This window comes from Caldicellulosiruptoraceae bacterium PP1 (genome assembly GCA_041320695.1).
GTDB lineage: Bacteria > Bacillota > Thermoanaerobacteria > Caldicellulosiruptorales > Caldicellulosiruptoraceae > JBGGOQ01.
In genome coordinates, this window is the sequence record JBGGOQ010000010.1 from 53259 (window position 1) to 70447 (window position 17189).

General features: G+C 30.7%; 15 protein-coding genes and 1 riboswitch. Of the genes, 11 read left to right on the forward strand and 4 right to left on the reverse strand.

The genetic code is table 11. From position 1 onward, the window contains the following. The first annotated feature begins 1 nt into the window (after nt 1). Both ftsH and ACAG39_10605 read left to right on the forward strand, forming a co-directional pair. Nucleotides 2-1804: an ATP-dependent zinc metalloprotease FtsH gene (gene ftsH, locus ACAG39_10600; GenBank protein ID MEZ0537682.1), complete on the forward strand. Its 1803-nt coding sequence runs from the start codon at nt 2-4 to the stop codon at nt 1802-1804. A 292-nt stretch (nt 1805-2096) separates the two neighbouring features. After that, nucleotides 2097-3224, forward strand: a complete 1128-nt coding sequence (locus ACAG39_10605; GenBank protein ID MEZ0537683.1) for an aldo/keto reductase — start codon at nt 2097-2099, stop codon at nt 3222-3224. Nucleotides 3225-3308: 84 nt separating this feature from the next. On the opposite strand, the gene nagA is transcribed toward ACAG39_10605, so the two are convergent. After that, on the reverse strand, nt 3309-4442 hold the full coding sequence (gene nagA, locus ACAG39_10610) for an N-acetylglucosamine-6-phosphate deacetylase (GenBank protein MEZ0537684.1): 1134 nt from the start codon (nt 4440-4442) through the stop codon (nt 3309-3311). 121 nt (nt 4443-4563) lie between these two features. Beyond that, a riboswitch (TPP riboswitch) is annotated at nt 4564-4683 on the forward strand. Nucleotides 4684-4830: 147 nt separating this feature from the next. On the opposite strand from nagA, the gene thiS reads away from it, so the two are divergent. From thiS to thiD, 7 genes are read left to right on the forward strand one after another with little or no spacing between them, the layout of a single operon-like run. After that, nucleotides 4831-5022 (forward strand): sulfur carrier protein ThiS, encoded by a 192-nt coding sequence (gene thiS / locus ACAG39_10615; protein MEZ0537685.1) that lies wholly within the window; start codon nt 4831-4833, stop codon nt 5020-5022. Nucleotides 5023-5044: 22 nt separating this feature from the next. Beyond that, nucleotides 5045-5818, forward strand: a complete 774-nt coding sequence (locus tag ACAG39_10620) for a thiazole synthase (GenBank protein MEZ0537686.1) — start codon at nt 5045-5047, stop codon at nt 5816-5818. Between the two features lie 16 nt (nt 5819-5834). Then, nucleotides 5835-6980 (forward strand): 2-iminoacetate synthase ThiH, encoded by a 1146-nt coding sequence (gene thiH, locus ACAG39_10625; GenBank protein ID MEZ0537687.1) that lies wholly within the window; start codon nt 5835-5837, stop codon nt 6978-6980. Beyond that, nucleotides 6973-7572: a sulfur carrier protein ThiS adenylyltransferase ThiF gene (gene thiF, locus ACAG39_10630; protein ID MEZ0537688.1), complete on the forward strand. Its 600-nt coding sequence runs from the start codon at nt 6973-6975 to the stop codon at nt 7570-7572. The genes thiH and thiF overlap by 8 nt, the downstream gene beginning before the upstream one ends. Beyond that, nucleotides 7572-8234 (forward strand): thiamine phosphate synthase, encoded by a 663-nt coding sequence (gene thiE / locus ACAG39_10635; GenBank protein MEZ0537689.1) that lies wholly within the window; start codon nt 7572-7574, stop codon nt 8232-8234. The genes thiF and thiE overlap by 1 nt, the downstream gene beginning before the upstream one ends. Next, nucleotides 8227-9489: a phosphomethylpyrimidine synthase ThiC gene (gene thiC / locus ACAG39_10640; GenBank protein ID MEZ0537690.1), complete on the forward strand. Its 1263-nt coding sequence runs from the start codon at nt 8227-8229 to the stop codon at nt 9487-9489. The genes thiE and thiC overlap by 8 nt, the downstream gene beginning before the upstream one ends. Nucleotides 9490-9501: 12 nt before the next feature. Next, nucleotides 9502-10296 carry a bifunctional hydroxymethylpyrimidine kinase/phosphomethylpyrimidine kinase gene (gene thiD, locus ACAG39_10645; GenBank protein MEZ0537691.1) on the forward strand — a complete coding sequence of 265 codons (795 nt, stop codon included), beginning with the start codon at nt 9502-9504 and terminating at the stop codon, nt 10294-10296. Nucleotides 10297-10324: 28 nt separating this feature from the next. On the opposite strand, the gene ACAG39_10650 is transcribed toward thiD, so the two are convergent. The 3 genes from ACAG39_10650 to ACAG39_10660 form a co-directional block, all read right to left on the reverse strand. Further along, nucleotides 10325-11284 carry an acetylxylan esterase gene (locus tag ACAG39_10650; protein MEZ0537692.1) on the reverse strand — a complete coding sequence of 320 codons (960 nt, stop codon included), beginning with the start codon at nt 11282-11284 and terminating at the stop codon, nt 10325-10327. Nucleotides 11285-11362: 78 nt separating this feature from the next. Then, complete coding sequence (locus ACAG39_10655; protein ID MEZ0537693.1) at nt 11363-12616, reverse strand: alpha-L-fucosidase; 1254 nt, start codon at nt 12614-12616, stop codon at nt 11363-11365. A 181-nt stretch (nt 12617-12797) separates the two neighbouring features. After that, complete coding sequence (locus ACAG39_10660) at nt 12798-14768, reverse strand: hypothetical protein (GenBank protein ID MEZ0537694.1); 1971 nt, start codon at nt 14766-14768, stop codon at nt 12798-12800. A gap of 190 nt (nt 14769-14958) precedes the next feature. Here ACAG39_10660 and ACAG39_10665 point away from each other — a divergent pair, with 190 nt between their 5' ends. Then, nucleotides 14959-15861 (forward strand): nucleoside hydrolase, encoded by a 903-nt coding sequence (locus tag ACAG39_10665; GenBank protein ID MEZ0537695.1) that lies wholly within the window; start codon nt 14959-14961, stop codon nt 15859-15861. A 205-nt stretch (nt 15862-16066) separates the two neighbouring features. Further along, a complete protein-coding gene (locus ACAG39_10670; protein ID MEZ0537696.1) occupies nt 16067-16957 on the forward strand; it encodes a nucleoside hydrolase in 891 nt (296 codons plus the stop codon). The last annotated feature ends 232 nt before the right edge of the window (nt 16958-17189 follow it).

The following is a 17189-nucleotide window of genomic DNA, read 5'->3' on the forward strand; positions in this document are numbered from 1 at the left end:
AATTATTATTTTAGTTCTTTCCATTTTAAGTTTTATTGATGGTGGAAAAGGGCTACTGAATGTTTCTGAAAAAAAGAATGTTGTTTATTCACAGCTTATAAATGATATTAAAGCTGGTAAAGTAGAAAGTATTACACTTACATCATATGAAGTAAGTGGTGTATATAAATCAGGTGAGAAATTTGAAAATGTTTTTGTTCCTTCACCTGATGTATTTTTGAATCAAATTAAAACAGAAATGGAAACTGGCAAAATTGAAGTTATAACAAAAATACCACCTCAAGTTCCATGGTGGCTAACAACACTACTACCTATGCTTGTTTTTGCAGGCTTACTTATATTCTTTTGGCTATTTATGCTTCAGCAAACACAAGGTGGCGGAAGCAAGGTAATGTCATTTAGTAAAAGCAGAGCAAAAACCCTTCAAGATCTAAAAAAGAAGGTTACATTTAACGATGTAGCAGGAGCAGATGAGGAAAAGGAAGAATTAAAAGAGGTAATTGATTTTTTGAAGAATCCAAGAAAATATATTGAACTTGGTGCAAGAATTCCAAAAGGTATATTGCTTGTTGGGCCTCCTGGAACTGGTAAAACACTTCTTGCAAAGGCTGTTGCAGGAGAGGCTGGAGTTCCATTTTTCAGTATATCCGGTTCAGACTTTGTTGAAATGTTTGTAGGTGTTGGTGCAGCAAGGGTAAGAGACCTCTTTGACCAAGCTAAAAAGAATTCACCATGTGTTGTTTTCATAGACGAAATAGATGCCGTAGGTAGACACAGAGGTGCAGGGCTTGGTGGCGGACATGATGAAAGAGAACAGACACTTAATCAACTACTTGTTGAGATGGACGGTTTTGGGACAAATGAAGGAATAATTATTATGGCAGCAACAAATAGACCTGATATATTAGATCCTGCACTTTTAAGGCCTGGAAGATTTGATAGACAAATTGTAGTAAATGTTCCGGACTCAAAAGCAAGAGAAGAAATTCTAAAGGTACATGCAAGAAATAAACCAATTGGTGATGATGTAAAGATAGATGCAATTGCAAAGATTACAGCCGGCTTTACTGGTGCTGATCTAGAAAATCTTCTTAATGAAGCAGCACTTTTAACAGCAAGAAAAGGCAAAAAACAAATAAGCATGGAAGAAATTCAGGAAGCTGTTACAAAGGTTCTTATGGGGCCAGAAAAAAAGAGCAGAGTATATACCGAAAAAGAAAAGAAATTGACTGCATACCATGAAGCAGGACATGCTATTGTTAGAACAATGATGCCTGATACCGAACCTGTTCATGAGGTTTCAATAATACCAAGAGGATATGCAGGCGGCTATACAATGTATCTTCCTAAGGAGGATAAGTTCTACTCATCGAAATCAGATATGATAAAAGAGATTATTACACTTCTTGGTGGTAGAGTAGCTGAACAAATTGTATTAAGTGATGTTTCAACAGGGGCTTCAAGCGATATTAAAAGGGCGACAAAAATTGCTCGTGATATGGTAACAAAATACGGTATGAGCGATAAACTTGGACCAATGACCTTTGGAACAGATCAAGAAGAGGTTTTCTTAGGAAGAGACCTTGCTATGAGCAGAAACTATTCAGAAGAAGTTGCTTCTGAGATAGATAGAGAAATAAAAAGAATAATTGAAGATGCTTATTCAAAAGCAGAAAGCATACTAAAAGAAAACATGCATAGGCTTCATAGAATAGCAAATGCATTAATTGAAAAAGAAAAACTTTCTGGTGATGAGTTTATGGCTCTAATGAACGAAGATAACCCAATACCAACAGAAGCGTAAAAAATCTGGCAAGCAGGGAGAGCCAATGGGGACGGTTCTCCCTGGCTCACAGTGAGCCACCGGGGACGGTTCTTCCTGTCCCATTTTCCCATCTTCTTATAGATCTTATTTTTGCCACATATGTTAGCACATACAATTGTAATTTTAGTTATCAAAAAATACAATAATTAGTTGCAAAATATGTGTATATTTACTAATTGAAAAATATTAGCCCAACATGATATCATTTATATAAATGAATAATTAAAATTATATACTATGAACGCGTGTTAATTTTTAAGGAGGTTTAAACATGTTATATAGAAATTTTGGTAATACAGGGGTTGAAATTTCCGCATTAGGCTTTGGGGCTATGAGACTTCCTCAAAAAGAGGTCAATGGCAAATTTGTATTTGATGAAGAAGAAAGTATTAGAATTATACACAGGGCTTTTGAACTTGGCGTTAATTACATAGACACAGCACCTTACTATTGTGACGGACAAAGCGAAATAATTGTAGGTAAGGCTTTGAAAGGATATAGAGATAAGGTATATCTTTCTACAAAAAATCCAATTGAAGATGACTCTGGTGAGCATTTTCTTGAAAGACTAGAAAGATCACTTAAAAAATTAGATACAGATTATATTGATTTTTATCATATGTGGGGAATAAACTACCAGACATTAACAAATAGCATTCTTAAAAAAGATGGTCCTCTTGATGCAGCAATTAAGGCAAAAGAACAAGGCCTTATTAAACATATTTCTTTCTCATTCCACGATAAGCCAGAAAATATGATTAAAATAATAGATGAAGCTCCATTTGAAACAGTTCTTTGCCAATATAACCTTCTTGACAGAAGCAATGAAGAAGCTATTGCTTACGCAGCTTCTAAAGGATTAGGTGTTGTTATAATGGGGCCTGTTGGTGGTGGAAGACTTGGAAGTCCATCTCCAGTTATCAAGAGCCTGCTTCCTGGTAAAGTAAATTCAAATGCCGAACTTGCACTTAGATTTGTTCTAGCAAATCCAAATGTATCATGTGCATTATCTGGAATGAGTTCAATTAAGATGGTTGAAGAAAACTGTGCTGTTGCTTCAAATCCAAATCCACTAAGCCAAGAGGAATTGGAGAGAATAAATGCATCAATGGAAGAAAATAAAAGGCTTGCTGAACTTTACTGCACAGGATGCAACTACTGCATGCCATGCCCACAAGGGGTTAATATACCACTTAACTTCCAATTGATGAACTATCATAGGGTTTATGGTCTTACAGATTATGCAAAAGGTGAGTATGCAAAGATTGGGACAGTTCAATGGTTATCAGGCAAAAAAGCAGAAGAATGTATTGAATGTGGTATTTGTGAAGAAAAATGTCCACAAAAAATTCAGATTAGAAAACAATTGAAAGAAACAGCTATGACATTAGGTAAATAAATTTATTCATAAATACACTTATATAAATAAAGAGGCTGCCTTCCAAATAATAAATATAAATTGGAAAGTAGCCTCTTTTATAATTTAATTATTCTTATATAAAATGTTACCTTCAACAATAGTAGCGTTTATATTAAATTGGTCATCGAATACAATAAGATTAGCAAGTTTACCTTTTTCTATGCTTCCATATTTGTTGTCAATTTTAAGAAGCTTTGCAGGATTTAATGAGGCTGCTTTAAAACAATCATAAAGTGGTAACTGAGTAATATTATAAAAGTTCTTAACAGCTAAATTCATTGGGATTACACTTCCTGCAATTGTCCCATCTGATAGAGTAGCCTTATTATTTTTTACAAAAACCTTAAAGCCGCCCAAATCATATTCACCATCACCTAAAAGGCAGGCTTTCATTGAATCGGTAACAATAATAATATTGTCAATCCCCTTAAGCTTTAATAGCACATTAATTATTGAGGGATGAAGGTGAACATTATCTGGTATAATCTCACATGTTACTTTAGAATCAAGTAAAACAGCACCTAAAACACCGGGATTTCTATGATTTAAAGGAATCATTGCATTAAAGGTATGTGTTACATGCCTTGCCCCAAACTCAATTGCAAGCTTTGCTTGCTCATATGTAGCATTTGTGTGACCAATTGAAATAACAATATTTTCATCATTTGCTCTTTTAATAAATTCAAAAGCTCCTTCAACTTCAGGTGCTATTGTAACTAATTTAATTAAATCATTATAGCTTTCAATTAAATCAAAAGAAGGCTTTAAAATATACCTCTCATCATGTGCACCCTTATATTTTTTATTTATAAATGGGCCTTCTAAATGAATACCTAAAACTTGTGAATATTTATTACTATTTTTTATATAATCTTTTATTTGCTTAAGTGTTTTTTCAATCAATGAAAACTCAACAGACATTGTTGTAGCAAGAAAGGATGTAACACCTGTTTTAAGCAATGTTTTTGAAATCTTTTCAATACTGTTGTTGTCCATTACATCATATCCATTACAACCATGTATATGAAGATTAATAAAGCCAGGAGCGATATACTTTCCATTTGCATCAATGATATCAATATTACCATTAAAATCAATTCTATCAGCAATATCAATAATATTATCCTCAAATAAGAGAACCTTATCGTTAACAATCTTATCTCGTAAAATTATTCTTCCGTTAATAATAGCTTTCATTATCTTATGCCTCCAAAAACGTATATATTTAATTATACTATTATTTTTAAAATGTAGTGTATTTTTCAATAAAATATTATTGAATATAAATACAACACGTGTTATAATTACTTAAAATTGAATATTGCCTTTGGGGTGCTAAGGGGTAAAACTTGGCTGAGAATAGGCAAAAAATCCTTGCCTATAACCCATTGAACCTGAACGGGTAATGCCGGCGTAGGGACAAGGTTAAGTGAAAGTGTTTATAAAGCCTTTAATACCATTCTTGTCCGGTATTAGAGGCTTTTTTAATAAAACCATCTTTCCAAAATGAATTTACCAAAATAAATTTAACTTACCGCTGGAGAACTTACCCAGCGGTTTTTCTTTTTTAAGGAGGTGATGTTTTTTGATATTTTTAAATGGAGAAGAATACCAGTTTAAAGGTAACTTAATGGATCTTTTAAAAATTATTGGGCTAAGTAAAGATACTGTAGCAATTTTAGTCAATTCAGAAATTATCAAAAAAGAAGATTACAATTTTTATTATGTTAAAGAAGGAGATTATGTTGAGGTAATTAGCTTTGTTGGTGGAGGATAAAAAATAATGGGAGGTATAAAAAATGGAATTTGAGATTGCAAATAAAAAACTAAAATCAAGATTATTTGTAGGGACAGGAAAACTACCAAGTTATGAAATAATACCTGAGATTTATACTAATGCTAATGTTGAAGTTTTTACTGTTTCATTAAGACGTGTTGGGCCAAATACAAAGCATACAAAAAGTATTTTAGAATATATTCCTAAAGATGCCATAATAATGCTTAATACATCAGGTGCAACAAATTACAAAGAAGCAGTAAAAATAGCTCAAATAGGAAGAGAACTTTCAAATTCTAATTGGGTTAAGGTTGAGATTGAAAAGGACTTAAAATATCTTTTTCCAGATAGTATTGAAACCTTAAAAGCATGTGAAGAATTAGTTAAATTAGGCTTTGATGTATTTCCGTATATCTATCCTGATTTAGGACTTGCTAAAGAGCTTGAAAATATTGGAGTTAAAGCGGTTATGCCACTTGCTTCACCTATTGGGACAAATAAAGGAATAGGTTGTGAGGTGCTTTTAAAACCCATAATTAATGAGGTTAAAATACCTGTCATTGTCGATGCAGGAATAGGAAGACCATCTCATGCAGCAAAAGCAATGGAATTTGGTGCTGATGCCGTTTTAATAAATACAGCAATTGCAACATCAAATAATCCTGTTGAGATGACAAAAGCCTTTTCTAAAGCTGTTGAAGCAGGAAGACTTGCTTTTGATATAGGACTACTTCAAGAGTATGAATATGCAAATGCTTCATCACCACTGTTTGATATCATTCATGGTGCAGAATAAATAGAGGTGTAGAGTAATGAAAAGTTCATTAAATACTTTTGATATTAATACAATATCATACTTAATTGATTTTTTTGAATCTTATAAGGATTATACTTTAACAAAAGATGAATTTTTAAAAATTGTAAATAAAGAAAATTTAGATTTACTTGATTTAGTTAAACTAATAAACATAGATAATAATGAGTATATTTTAGCTTTAGGACAAGAATCTCAAAAGATAACTAATATGTATTTTGGAAGGTCAATACTTTTGTATAGCCCTTTATATATTTCAAATTATTGCTGCAATCTTTGCACATACTGCGGTTTTTCACCACTTAATTTTAAAGGTAAAAGAGAGAAGCTTTCAATAGAACAAATAAAAGAAGAGATGCTTGCAATAAAAGAAACTGGCATTGACAGCATTATTATACTAACTGGGGAAGATAGAACTCATTCACCTTTTGACTTTATAAGTGAAGCTGTTAAAATAGCAGCTAATATTTTCTCGGAGGTTTCAATAGAAGTATACCCTCTTTCAGAAGAAGAATATAGATCTTTGGTGGGAAATGGACTTATTGGTATAACAATTTATCAAGAAACATATATAGAAGAAGACTATCAAAAGCTTCATTTAAGGGGTCCCAAAACCAATTTCTTATATAGACTTCAAACACCAGAAAGAGCAATAAATGCAGGTGTAAAAGAGGTAAGTATTGGGGCCTTGTTAGGACTTTCCAATCACAAGATTGATGCTTATTTGACTGTACTACATGCAAAATATCTACAAGATAAATATCCAAAATGTGAAATATCAATTTCTTTTCCAAGGTTTAAAAAAGAGAATATAAATTTTAACTCAAAATTTAACTGCAGTGACAAGGAACTTCTCAAATATATATTTATTGCTCGAGTGTTTTTAAAAAGTGTTGGTATAAATATCTCTACAAGAGAAAAAAGCACTCTAAGAGATGCTCTGATAGGATATGGTGTAACGAAGATGTCAGCAGGATCAAAAACAACAGTAGGTGGATACACCAAAGACAGTAAAAATACAAAAACTCCACAATTTGAGGTAGAGGATACAAGAGGTGTTGATAGCATAGTACAAGTTATACAAAATAAAGGGTTTCGAGTTGATTTTACAAATTGGCTTAAAGGGGCTTTAATAAATGAATAATTTTAGCAATATGCTTTTAAGATATTTCACACAAGATGAAATACAAAAAATTCAAAGCACAAAGATATTAATAATTGGTTGTGGTGGTCTTGGCTCAAATTTAGCCCACTCATTAGTAAGATGTGGGTTTTTAAATATTACCTTAACTGATTTTGATAAAGTTGAAATCTCAAATCTTAATAGGCAGTTTTATTTTTTAAATCAAATAGGTATTTATAAAACACAGGCTCTTAAAGAGAATTTATTAAATATTAATCCTGAATGCCAAATAGAAACAATAAATGGTGATATTACAAAGCTTGATTTAGAAAGTATTATAAAAAAATACCATATAGTTGCCGAGGCATTAGATAAACCTAATCTTAAAAAATATGTTTTTGAGGTATGTATAAAGCTAAATAAAAAAGTTGTTTGTGCATCAGGTGTTGCTGGATATGGTAACTGTGAGAATATAAAAATTACAAGAGGTAGAAATTATGTAGTTATAGGTGATTTTATTAGTTCAATTGATAAATTTAGTCCACTTTCACCCAAGGTTATGGCAATTTCTAATATTCAAGCTGATGAAGTTTTAAGGATGGTGCTTATTTAATGACAAAACATCAAAAGTTGGATCTTTTTAAAGCCAGAGAGCTATATTGTTTAACATGTGAAAAGTTTTCTAATGGCAAGAATAACATTGAAGTGGTTAAAGAGATGTTAGATAGTGGCGTAAAAATAATACAATATAGAGAAAAAGAAAAGTCTCAAAGAGAAAAATATTATGAATGCAATCAAATAAAAAAACTAACAGATGAATACAATGCCGTTTTGATTGTAAATGACCATATTGATTTATGCCAAATTGTTGATGCTGATGGCATTCACATAGGACAAAACGATTATCCAATTGAAGTTGTTAAGAACTTTTTAGGACAAGAAAAAATAATTGGTGTTACAGCTCATACTAAAGAACAAGCAATTTTAGCACAAGAAAATGGAGCTGATTATATCGGGCTTGGACCAATATTTGAAACATATACAAAAGGTATATATATAAAGCCAAGAGGGCTTGAATTTATAAAGTGGGCAAATGAAAATCTTACAATACCTTTTGTAGCTATTGGGGGTATAAAGGAAAATAACCTTTTTAAAGTTATTGAGAGTGGTGCCAAATGCATTGCTATGGTTACTGAAATTGTTGGAGCTTACAATATTAAAGAAAAAGTAATGAAAATTTATGAAATTATGAAAGGGTTAGATGAAAATGAATAGTAAAACTATTATGAGATTAGCCAAAGAAAATACATTTAATGATATAATGTTGAATGCACTTAATAAAGAAGAAATTGAAGATAAAGTTTTTATAAAAAAATTAGCAGAAGGTAAGATTGTTATTCCAGCAAATAAAAATAGAAAAAGAAAAAAGTATTTTGCAATTGGTGAAGGTCTTAAGGTAAAGATAAATGCAAATATTGGTGTTTCAAAATCATGTTCAAGTTTTGAAGAAGAGATGAAAAAAGCTGAGCTTTGTCAAAAATTAGAGGTTGAATCTGTTATGGATCTATCTTCTGGAATTGATTCTTATAAGTTCAGAAAAGAACTATTAAATAACTTCGATTTTATAGTTGGAACTGTGCCTGTATATGATATTGCTATTTTAAATAGTGAATTTACAAAAATTACAAAGTCACAAATAATTGAAACAATTGAAAAATGGGCAGAAGAAGGAGTAGACTTTTTTACAATACATGCAGGCCTTACCAGAAAAACAATATTAGACATTGATAAATCAGAAAGAATTCTCAAAATTGTCTCACGTGGTGGGGCTATGATTTATCAATGGATGCTTAAAAATAACTCCGAAAACCCACTTTACGAGTATTTTGATGAAATAGTTAAAATATGCAAGAAACATGATGTAGTAATAAGTCTTGGAGATGCTTTAAGACCAGGGGCAATTTCTGATGCAACTGATAAATATCAAATTGAAGAGTTAATAACATTAGGAGAGCTTACCCAATATGCTTGGCAAAATGATGTTCAGGTAATAATTGAAGGTCCTGGGCATATGAGGGCAAATGAGATTGCTGCAAATATGATTTTAGAAAAAAAATTATGTGGTGGTGCTCCTTTCTATGTTTTAGGTCCATTAACCACTGATATTGCAGCCGGATACGATCACATTTCTGGTGCCATGGGGGCATTAATTGCAGCACTAAATGGGGCAGATTTTTTATGCTATGTAACACCTGCAGAGCATTTAAGGCTACCAACATATGACGATGTTAAAGAAGGGATAATAGCTTTTAAGATTGCAGCTCATAGTGCTAATATAGCAAAAGGAATAAAATCAGAACTTGAAAAGGATATCATAATGTCAAAAGCCAGAGCAAATTTTGATTGGGGAAAAATGATAAATACTTCAATCTATCCACCAAAAGCTAAAGAATACTCTCAAACAATAGAAAACAAAGAATGTACCATGTGTGGAGAACTTTGTGCTATAAAGAATAGTACATTAAAATAATAGGTGAAATATATGAAAAAGGTTTTAGTGATAGCCGGATTTGATCCCTCATGTGGTGCTGGGGGATGCCATGATATAAAAATATTAAATATGCTTGGAGTTTATGGAGCTTTTATTCAAACTGCTTTAACAATTCAGAATACTCAAAAGGTAGAGGCAGTAAAATCAATTGATGGGGATTTCTTTTTAAGGCAAGCAGAATTTATATTAAAGGATATTCAGTTTGATGCTGTAAAGATAGGAATGCTTGGAAATGAAGATATTGCTGAAAAGCTTATTTTTCTTATAAAAAAGTATAACTTAAAAAATATTGTATTAGACCCAGTAATAAAATCAACTAGTGAAAAGGATTTAATTACAAAAGAAGGTCTTATTTTGATGAGAGATAAACTTATTAGACTTTGTTCAATTATAACTCCAAATTTAAATGAGGCCGAGATATTAACAGAAACCAAACTAATGAATATTGATGATTTAAAATTAGCACATTCTAAATTAATATCTTTAGGTGTAAATAATTCTGTAATAAAAGGTGGACATTTTCCTTCAAAGTATGCTATTGATAGCTTTTGCAATGGGAAGGAATTTATTTTGACATTATCCAAAAAACATATTTCTACTGATAAAATACATGGCACTGGTTGTACTTATTCCTCGCTTTTATCAGGTTTTTTAGCCAAAGGATTAAATAGTAAAGATGCATTTTTTAAAACAAAAAAGGTAATTAACTATATGTTGAAAAATCAACTTTTAAAAGTAGGAAATAGTGATTTGTCAATGAATATAATAGGGACTACCAATGGATGATGATTGGCAGTCCCTATATTTAAAAATATTATAATCCCATCATAAATGAGAATATCTTATCATTGAGACCGTTTATTCCTTCGTGGGTAAAGTCAGGATATATCAAAACCTGCTTTTTTGACTGTATTTTATTAAATGCTGCAAACTGTGTTGAAGGAGGGCAGATAGTATCCATAAGTCCAGTTGCCATCATGACCTCACCTTTAATTCTACTTGCTAAATGTTGAACATCTATGTAGCCAAGCCTTTCAAAAATCTCATCTTCTCGTTCATGAAGTGGGTCAAACCATCTGAAATATGTCTTTAGCTCATCATATGCATCTTTAGCAAGATCCATTTCCCAGACTCTCTTGTAGTCACATAGGAAAGGATAAACAGGTGCTAATCTTTTTATTCTTGGTTCTAATGCAGCACATGCTAAAGTTAGTCCTCCACCTTGAGAATAGCCAAATGCTCCTACCCTATTCTCATCTACATCAGGCATTTCCATAACAATCTTTGCAAGCTGTGCAGTATCCAAGAATATCTGACGATACATAAGGTCTTCTTTATCACCATCTAAACCTCTAATAATATGACCATGTAATGTGTTTCCTTTAACTCCACCAACATCTTCTGAAAGTCCACCCTGTCCTCTTACATCTAATGCAGCAACAATAAAGCCTGCTGCAACGTAGTTGAATTTATCACTCCAATCACCACTATTACAAGAATAGCCATGAAACACGAGAACTGCAGGACATTTTCCTTTTATATTTTTGGGCTTTACTAATTTGGCATGAACCCTTGCACCTTTCACACCTGTAAAATACATATGATAGCAGTCAGCAAAAGGAACTGAGATATCCTTTGTAGGTATTAACTCTACTTGCGGGTCAACTGAGTGCATTTCTTTAAGTGCTTTATCCCAGTATTCGTCAAAATCAGCAGGTCGTGGATTTCTACCTTGATAAACTTTTAGTTGCTCAAGTGGCATATCAATTAGCATATTAATTCCCCCTTGTTTTGCATAATATATAAATTAGTTTAGCATATTTATATAAAAATATATTACAACAAATTTTAACTATTTTAAAGTGAGTTCTATGACAGTATCTATTTCATCGGGTAGGGTGCTGTGAGGAAGATTTATATATAAAGTGTTTGTTCCTTGTGGTGCATACCATGGGGGAGCTATTTTTATTTCTGAATAGTCAGATAAAAGCCTTGCTTTTTCAACTTTATCAAGCATATTTTCAAGAGCTATTGCACCAACAGGTTTATCAAATATATGTAGATATAGTTTATTGCCCTTTTGTGTAAATCTTCCCCATTCAGGTTTTGGAAGATCTGAATACGAACATCCATAAATACTTTCACTGTTCTTATCCATCCATTTTCCTATTATTTTAAGTGTTTCTAAAGATTCATCTGGGAATTCTCCTTTAGCATTTGGGCCAATATTTAACAAAAGATTTCCGCCTTTGCTAACACATTCAACAAGTGTTCTTATAAGCTGTTTTGGAGTTTTATAGTTTTTATCAAATGAGTTGTATCCCCAGTTATCATTCATTGTAATACAAGCTTCCCATGGAACGTCTTTACCTAATTTATTTTTTAGTATTTGTGAAGGAATATTTTGCTCAGGGGTAGTAAAGTCACCTGTATATTCCTTTGGATTTTCTGAGAATATATCACCGCCAAGTCGATTATTTATTATTATTTCTGGCTGTAATTCACGAACCATCTTGACTAACTTACTTGCTTCCCATTTTTCTTCAGACATATCCCCATAAGAAAAATCAAACCATATAATATCTATTTTACCGTAGTTAGTGAGAAGCTCTTTTACTTGTCCATGAAAATAACTTATATATCTTGAGAAGTTCTTATTATCATTAAAGTATTCTGGTTTATTCCTCATTGGATGGAAAGGATCTTCTTTTACAGGATAGTCCTCATGATGCCAATCAAGAAGTGAATAATAAAAACCAACCTTTAAACCTTCAGAACGAAATGCTTCAACATATTCTTTTATGATGTCTTTACCATAAGGTGTATTTGTTACTTTATAATCTGTAAGCTTGCTATCAAACAAACAAAAGCCATCATGATGTTTAGCTGTCATAACAGCATATTTCATTCCTGCCTCTTTAGCAGCTCTTGCCCATTTCTTTGGGTCATACTTATAAGGATTGAATTCATCAAAATATTTTTGATAGTCTTCAACTGTTATTGATTCGTGATTTCTAACCCATTCACCTCTTGCGGGTATGGCATATATCCCGAAATGAATAAAAAGACCAAACCTATCATGTAAAAACCAATTTAATTTATTCATAGTAAACCTCCTTGTAATTTTCATTAACAATTCTATTTTATAACTACTATAATAAATTTTTATATAAATAAATTACAATTTATTTAATTTTATTAAAATGCTTTATTTTTTATAATACTTAATAGTTGCAAGATGTATCACAAAAAAAGAGAGGCAGTTAAATTTGCCTCCCTGTATGCTTTTAATTTGAAATCTTTTGAATACTTACAGATGGGATTTCTATATAAATAAATTCACTACTTAAATTCTTTAATGGTTTTATGTTTAGTTCACCATAAAAACTGTCAAGCTTTTTATATTTTTTTGTCTTCTTATCATAACTCAAAATTATATTAGCAGTGCTTCCATCTAATCCTGCAATAAAATCATTCATATATATATAATTATTGTCTATACCTAGAATATCAGTACCCTGTTCCATCACAGAATATGTTAGTTTGCTGTTTTTTTCTAAATTTTTTGAAAATAAAAATAACTGGTTTGCTGCTGTTTTTACAAAATAAAAATAATCTTTATAAAACTTTATATCAAGCCTTTTTTCTAAGTAGTCACTAAATATAGTGAATTTGTCAATTATCTTTTTTTCTGAACCATCAAGCTTTACACGGATTAGGTTATTCTTTGAGTCAAAATAATAGAGATAATTGTTATAAACATGAAATAAAGAATCGCAACCACTTTCAACTATTGATGTTTCAGTAAATGTATTTTCATCAATTTTATTTATAGCAAAATACTCTTTTTTGCCACCTAAACCAAGCCAAGGATATGAATATAACTGGCCATTTATACTTACAAGATTTAATTGTCTAGAAGAAGGCTTAAATAATTTTACTGAATCATTGAGTTTATCAATTCTAAATACAAAGTCTTCATCAAACCATGCTCCATTATTTACATTGGCATGAATAAATATATATCTTTTTGTAGAAGCATACTCGATTGGTGATACTATTTTTGCTTGCTTTATTACATACTTTTCTTTTTGGTCTAAAGATGCCTTTATTATTTGTCCTAAATTATCAATATAATAAATATATTTGTCTGTTATATCAACTATATAATATTTAGAGTCCATTAATAAGTTATATTTTATAACTTTATTATCTTTAATTGATATTATTCGTTTTTGATTTTTAATAGCCCATTTAACTGTTGAAGGACATGAAATTTCTTCTTTTTCTATATCAACATATTCTAAATTAGATTTTTCTATTTTATCAATTGAAGAATCCAAAATACTTAGATTTAATTTATAGACCTTACTTGCATAATGCTCACCTGGCCAGCTTTCAGCAGCTTTTCCCCAAAAATATATAAAGTTATCAGAAAAAATAAAGCCGTTATTATTACCATTGTATGGTAAGTAAGCCTTGAATGTTATATATTTATAAACAATTTTACCATTAGCAGTATTGTAGTATCCTAAAATATCACTATTAGGCTTATTATCTAAATTACCACAAAAATATAACTTGTTATTATATAAATCAAAGTTATCTACGCTAAGGTTAGCCATAATAGGTTCAATACCCAAGGTTTTAAGGTTCATACGATAAAGACTTTCACCAGAATATATAAATTGTGAGCTTTTAAATTTTGCATTCGGTTGAAGGAAATATATATATCCATCATACAATATAAATTTATAAATTCTTGATACATTCTTATTTATCAATTGTGGTATATAATTATTTAAGCTTATTCTGTATAACATATTTTCTATTCTAAAATATAAATAATCTGAATAAACAGCAATTTCATCTATTTTATCTAATTTGATGTTACTTAATTTGATTAACTTAAGTCCTTTTTTATCAATATCATATCTATATATTTTCATATCATTTTCAGTTAACACCGATTTATCTATTGTAAAAAATAAACTACCTTTGTAAAGTGTTAAATTATTGCACGAATCTATATTTACAGCTACTTTATTAGTTCTATCAATAGGGTTATAAACGTAAATCTTATTGGACTGATTTGTATTGATGTAATATACATTTCCTTTGTATTCAACAATGTTTTTGGTGCTTGAAAAAGCAATGTCAGAAAATTTTACCTTTTGATTATCTGCATTAACCTTTGTTATAATTATAGAATTTACTAAGAAAATAGTGGTTAATAAAAATATAAAGACTTTTTTCATACATGGGTCTCCTTTCTAAGTCATGTATTAGAGTCATATTTACATAAATATTTTACAATATTTTCTTTTAAACAGCAAAAATTATTATTAGTATGCGTAAAAGTGATATATTTTTAAAAAAAATGAGATTTTTAATCTTTTAACAATGTATAAAATTATAACTATAATATATTTTAAGTAGGTGATAGAAATGGAAAAAAAGAAGGTTATTTTGGATACAGATATTGGTTCAGACATTGATGATGCTTTTTGCTTAGCTTATCTATTAGGAAACCCAAATTGTGAACTATTAGGCATAACAACAGTAAGTGGTGAAGCTGAGAAAAGGGCAATGATGGCAAGTGCATTATGCTATGCTTCAGGGAAGGATATACCTATTTATCCTGGGATAGAAGAACCATTATTTTCAGAACAAAAACAACCAATTGCTCAGCAAGCAAAAAAACTTAGCAATTGGAAACATAAAAAAGAATTTGAAAAAGGGTATGCAATTGAGTTTTTAAGAAAGACAATAAGAGAACATCCACACGAAATTTCTTTATTAGCTATTGGGCCTTTGACCAATATTGCACTTCTTTTTATGATAGACCCTGAAATTCCAACATTATTAAAAGAAATAATATTGATGGCAGGTTATTTCAAAAATAAAACTACATACGGTTATGAATGGAATGTTATGTGTGACCCATATGCTGCAACAAAAGTATTTGAAACAGGTGTTAAGGTTCATAAATCTGTTGGGTTAGATGTAACATTAAAGGTTACAATGAATTCAAAAGAGGTAAGAAAAATTATTGAAGATTTAAACTCTGAATTATTAATGCCTGTCATAGATTTTGCTGATGTTTGGTTTGAAAATAATGATATTGTTACCTTTCATGATCCTTTAGCAGCTGTTGCTTTATTCAACAATGAAGTATGTAAATTTGTAAAAGGGAATGTTAATGTACACTTAGATAATGAAAAATTTGGTGCAACTTCATGGACATATAATGAAAATGCAACAAATCAAATAGCCCTAGAAGTTGATAGTAGTATGTTCTTTGATAAGTATTTTGAAGTGTTCAGGAAAACTAAGGAGGCGGTAATATGACAACTGTTTATAAAATTGCCAAAATGATAGATCATTCACTATTAAGACCTGAACTTACAATAGATGAGGTCAAAAAAGGATACCAACTAGCAAATGAAAGAACTTGGTGTTGAAAGAGTTGGTGCTACTGCAACAAAAACAATACTTGATGAAGCAAAAAATAGATTCCAAGAATAACTTTGTAAATAAATAGGTGATGATTTATATGAATAAAAAGAAAATACTATTAGATACTGATATTGGAGGAGACATTGATGATGCTTTTTGTTTGGCTTACCTATTAGCTAACCCTGAGTGTGAACTTTTGGGCATTACTACTGTAAGTGGTGAAGCTGAAAAAAGGGCAATGATGGCAAGTGCATTATGCTATGCTTCAGGGAAGGATATACCTATTTATCCGGGGATAGAAGAACCATTATTTACAGAGCAAAAACAAGCAATTGCTCACCAAGCCATAAGACTTAACAATTGGGAATATAAAGATAAATTTGAAAAAGGATATGCTATTGAATTCTTACGAAAAATAATAAGAGAAAATCCAAATGAGATTACATTATTAGGAATAGGACCCTTAACAAACATTGCAGTTCTTTTTATGGTTGATCCAGAAATACCTTCATTACTTAAAGAATTGGTTTTAATGGCAGGTTACTTTGATAATGAAAATAATATAAAAGAAAATAATTGGAATGTACTATGTGATCCTTATGCAGCATACAAAGTTTATAGTGCTGACGTTAAATTACTTAAATCAGTAAGTTTTGATGTAACTCAAAAGGTCAAGATGAATTTATCTGAAATAGATAAAAAGATAAGTGATATTAATAGTAGTAAATCTGATATTTTGAAAGTAGTACTTGATTTTGCGTCAGTTGAATCTAACCATGAGGTAACTTTTCATGATCCACTAACTGCAGTTACTATATTTAATAATAATGTTTGTACATTTGCAAAAGGTAGAGTGACAATAAGTTTAAAAGATGAAAGTTTTAGTGATACATTGTGGGAACCAGATAATCTTGGCACTCATGAATTAGCCTTAACAGTTGATAGTCAGCTATTTTTTAATGAGTATTTTTCTGTTTTTAACATTTAATAATAATATTATTAAAAAGTTATAATAAAAAAAGACTTTTTTAAAATAGTGGTTGACAAAGAGAAAAAGAACAGCTATAATAAATAACTGTCGCTGCCGACAAGGTAGAGGCAAAATGAGACAAAAAAAGTGGTTGACAAACGAAAAAGAAGAGTATATAATCTATACTTGCCGCTGATAAAGCGGTGAAAGAAGCTAGAAAATTAAACAGTAGTTGAAATGAATGCTCTAT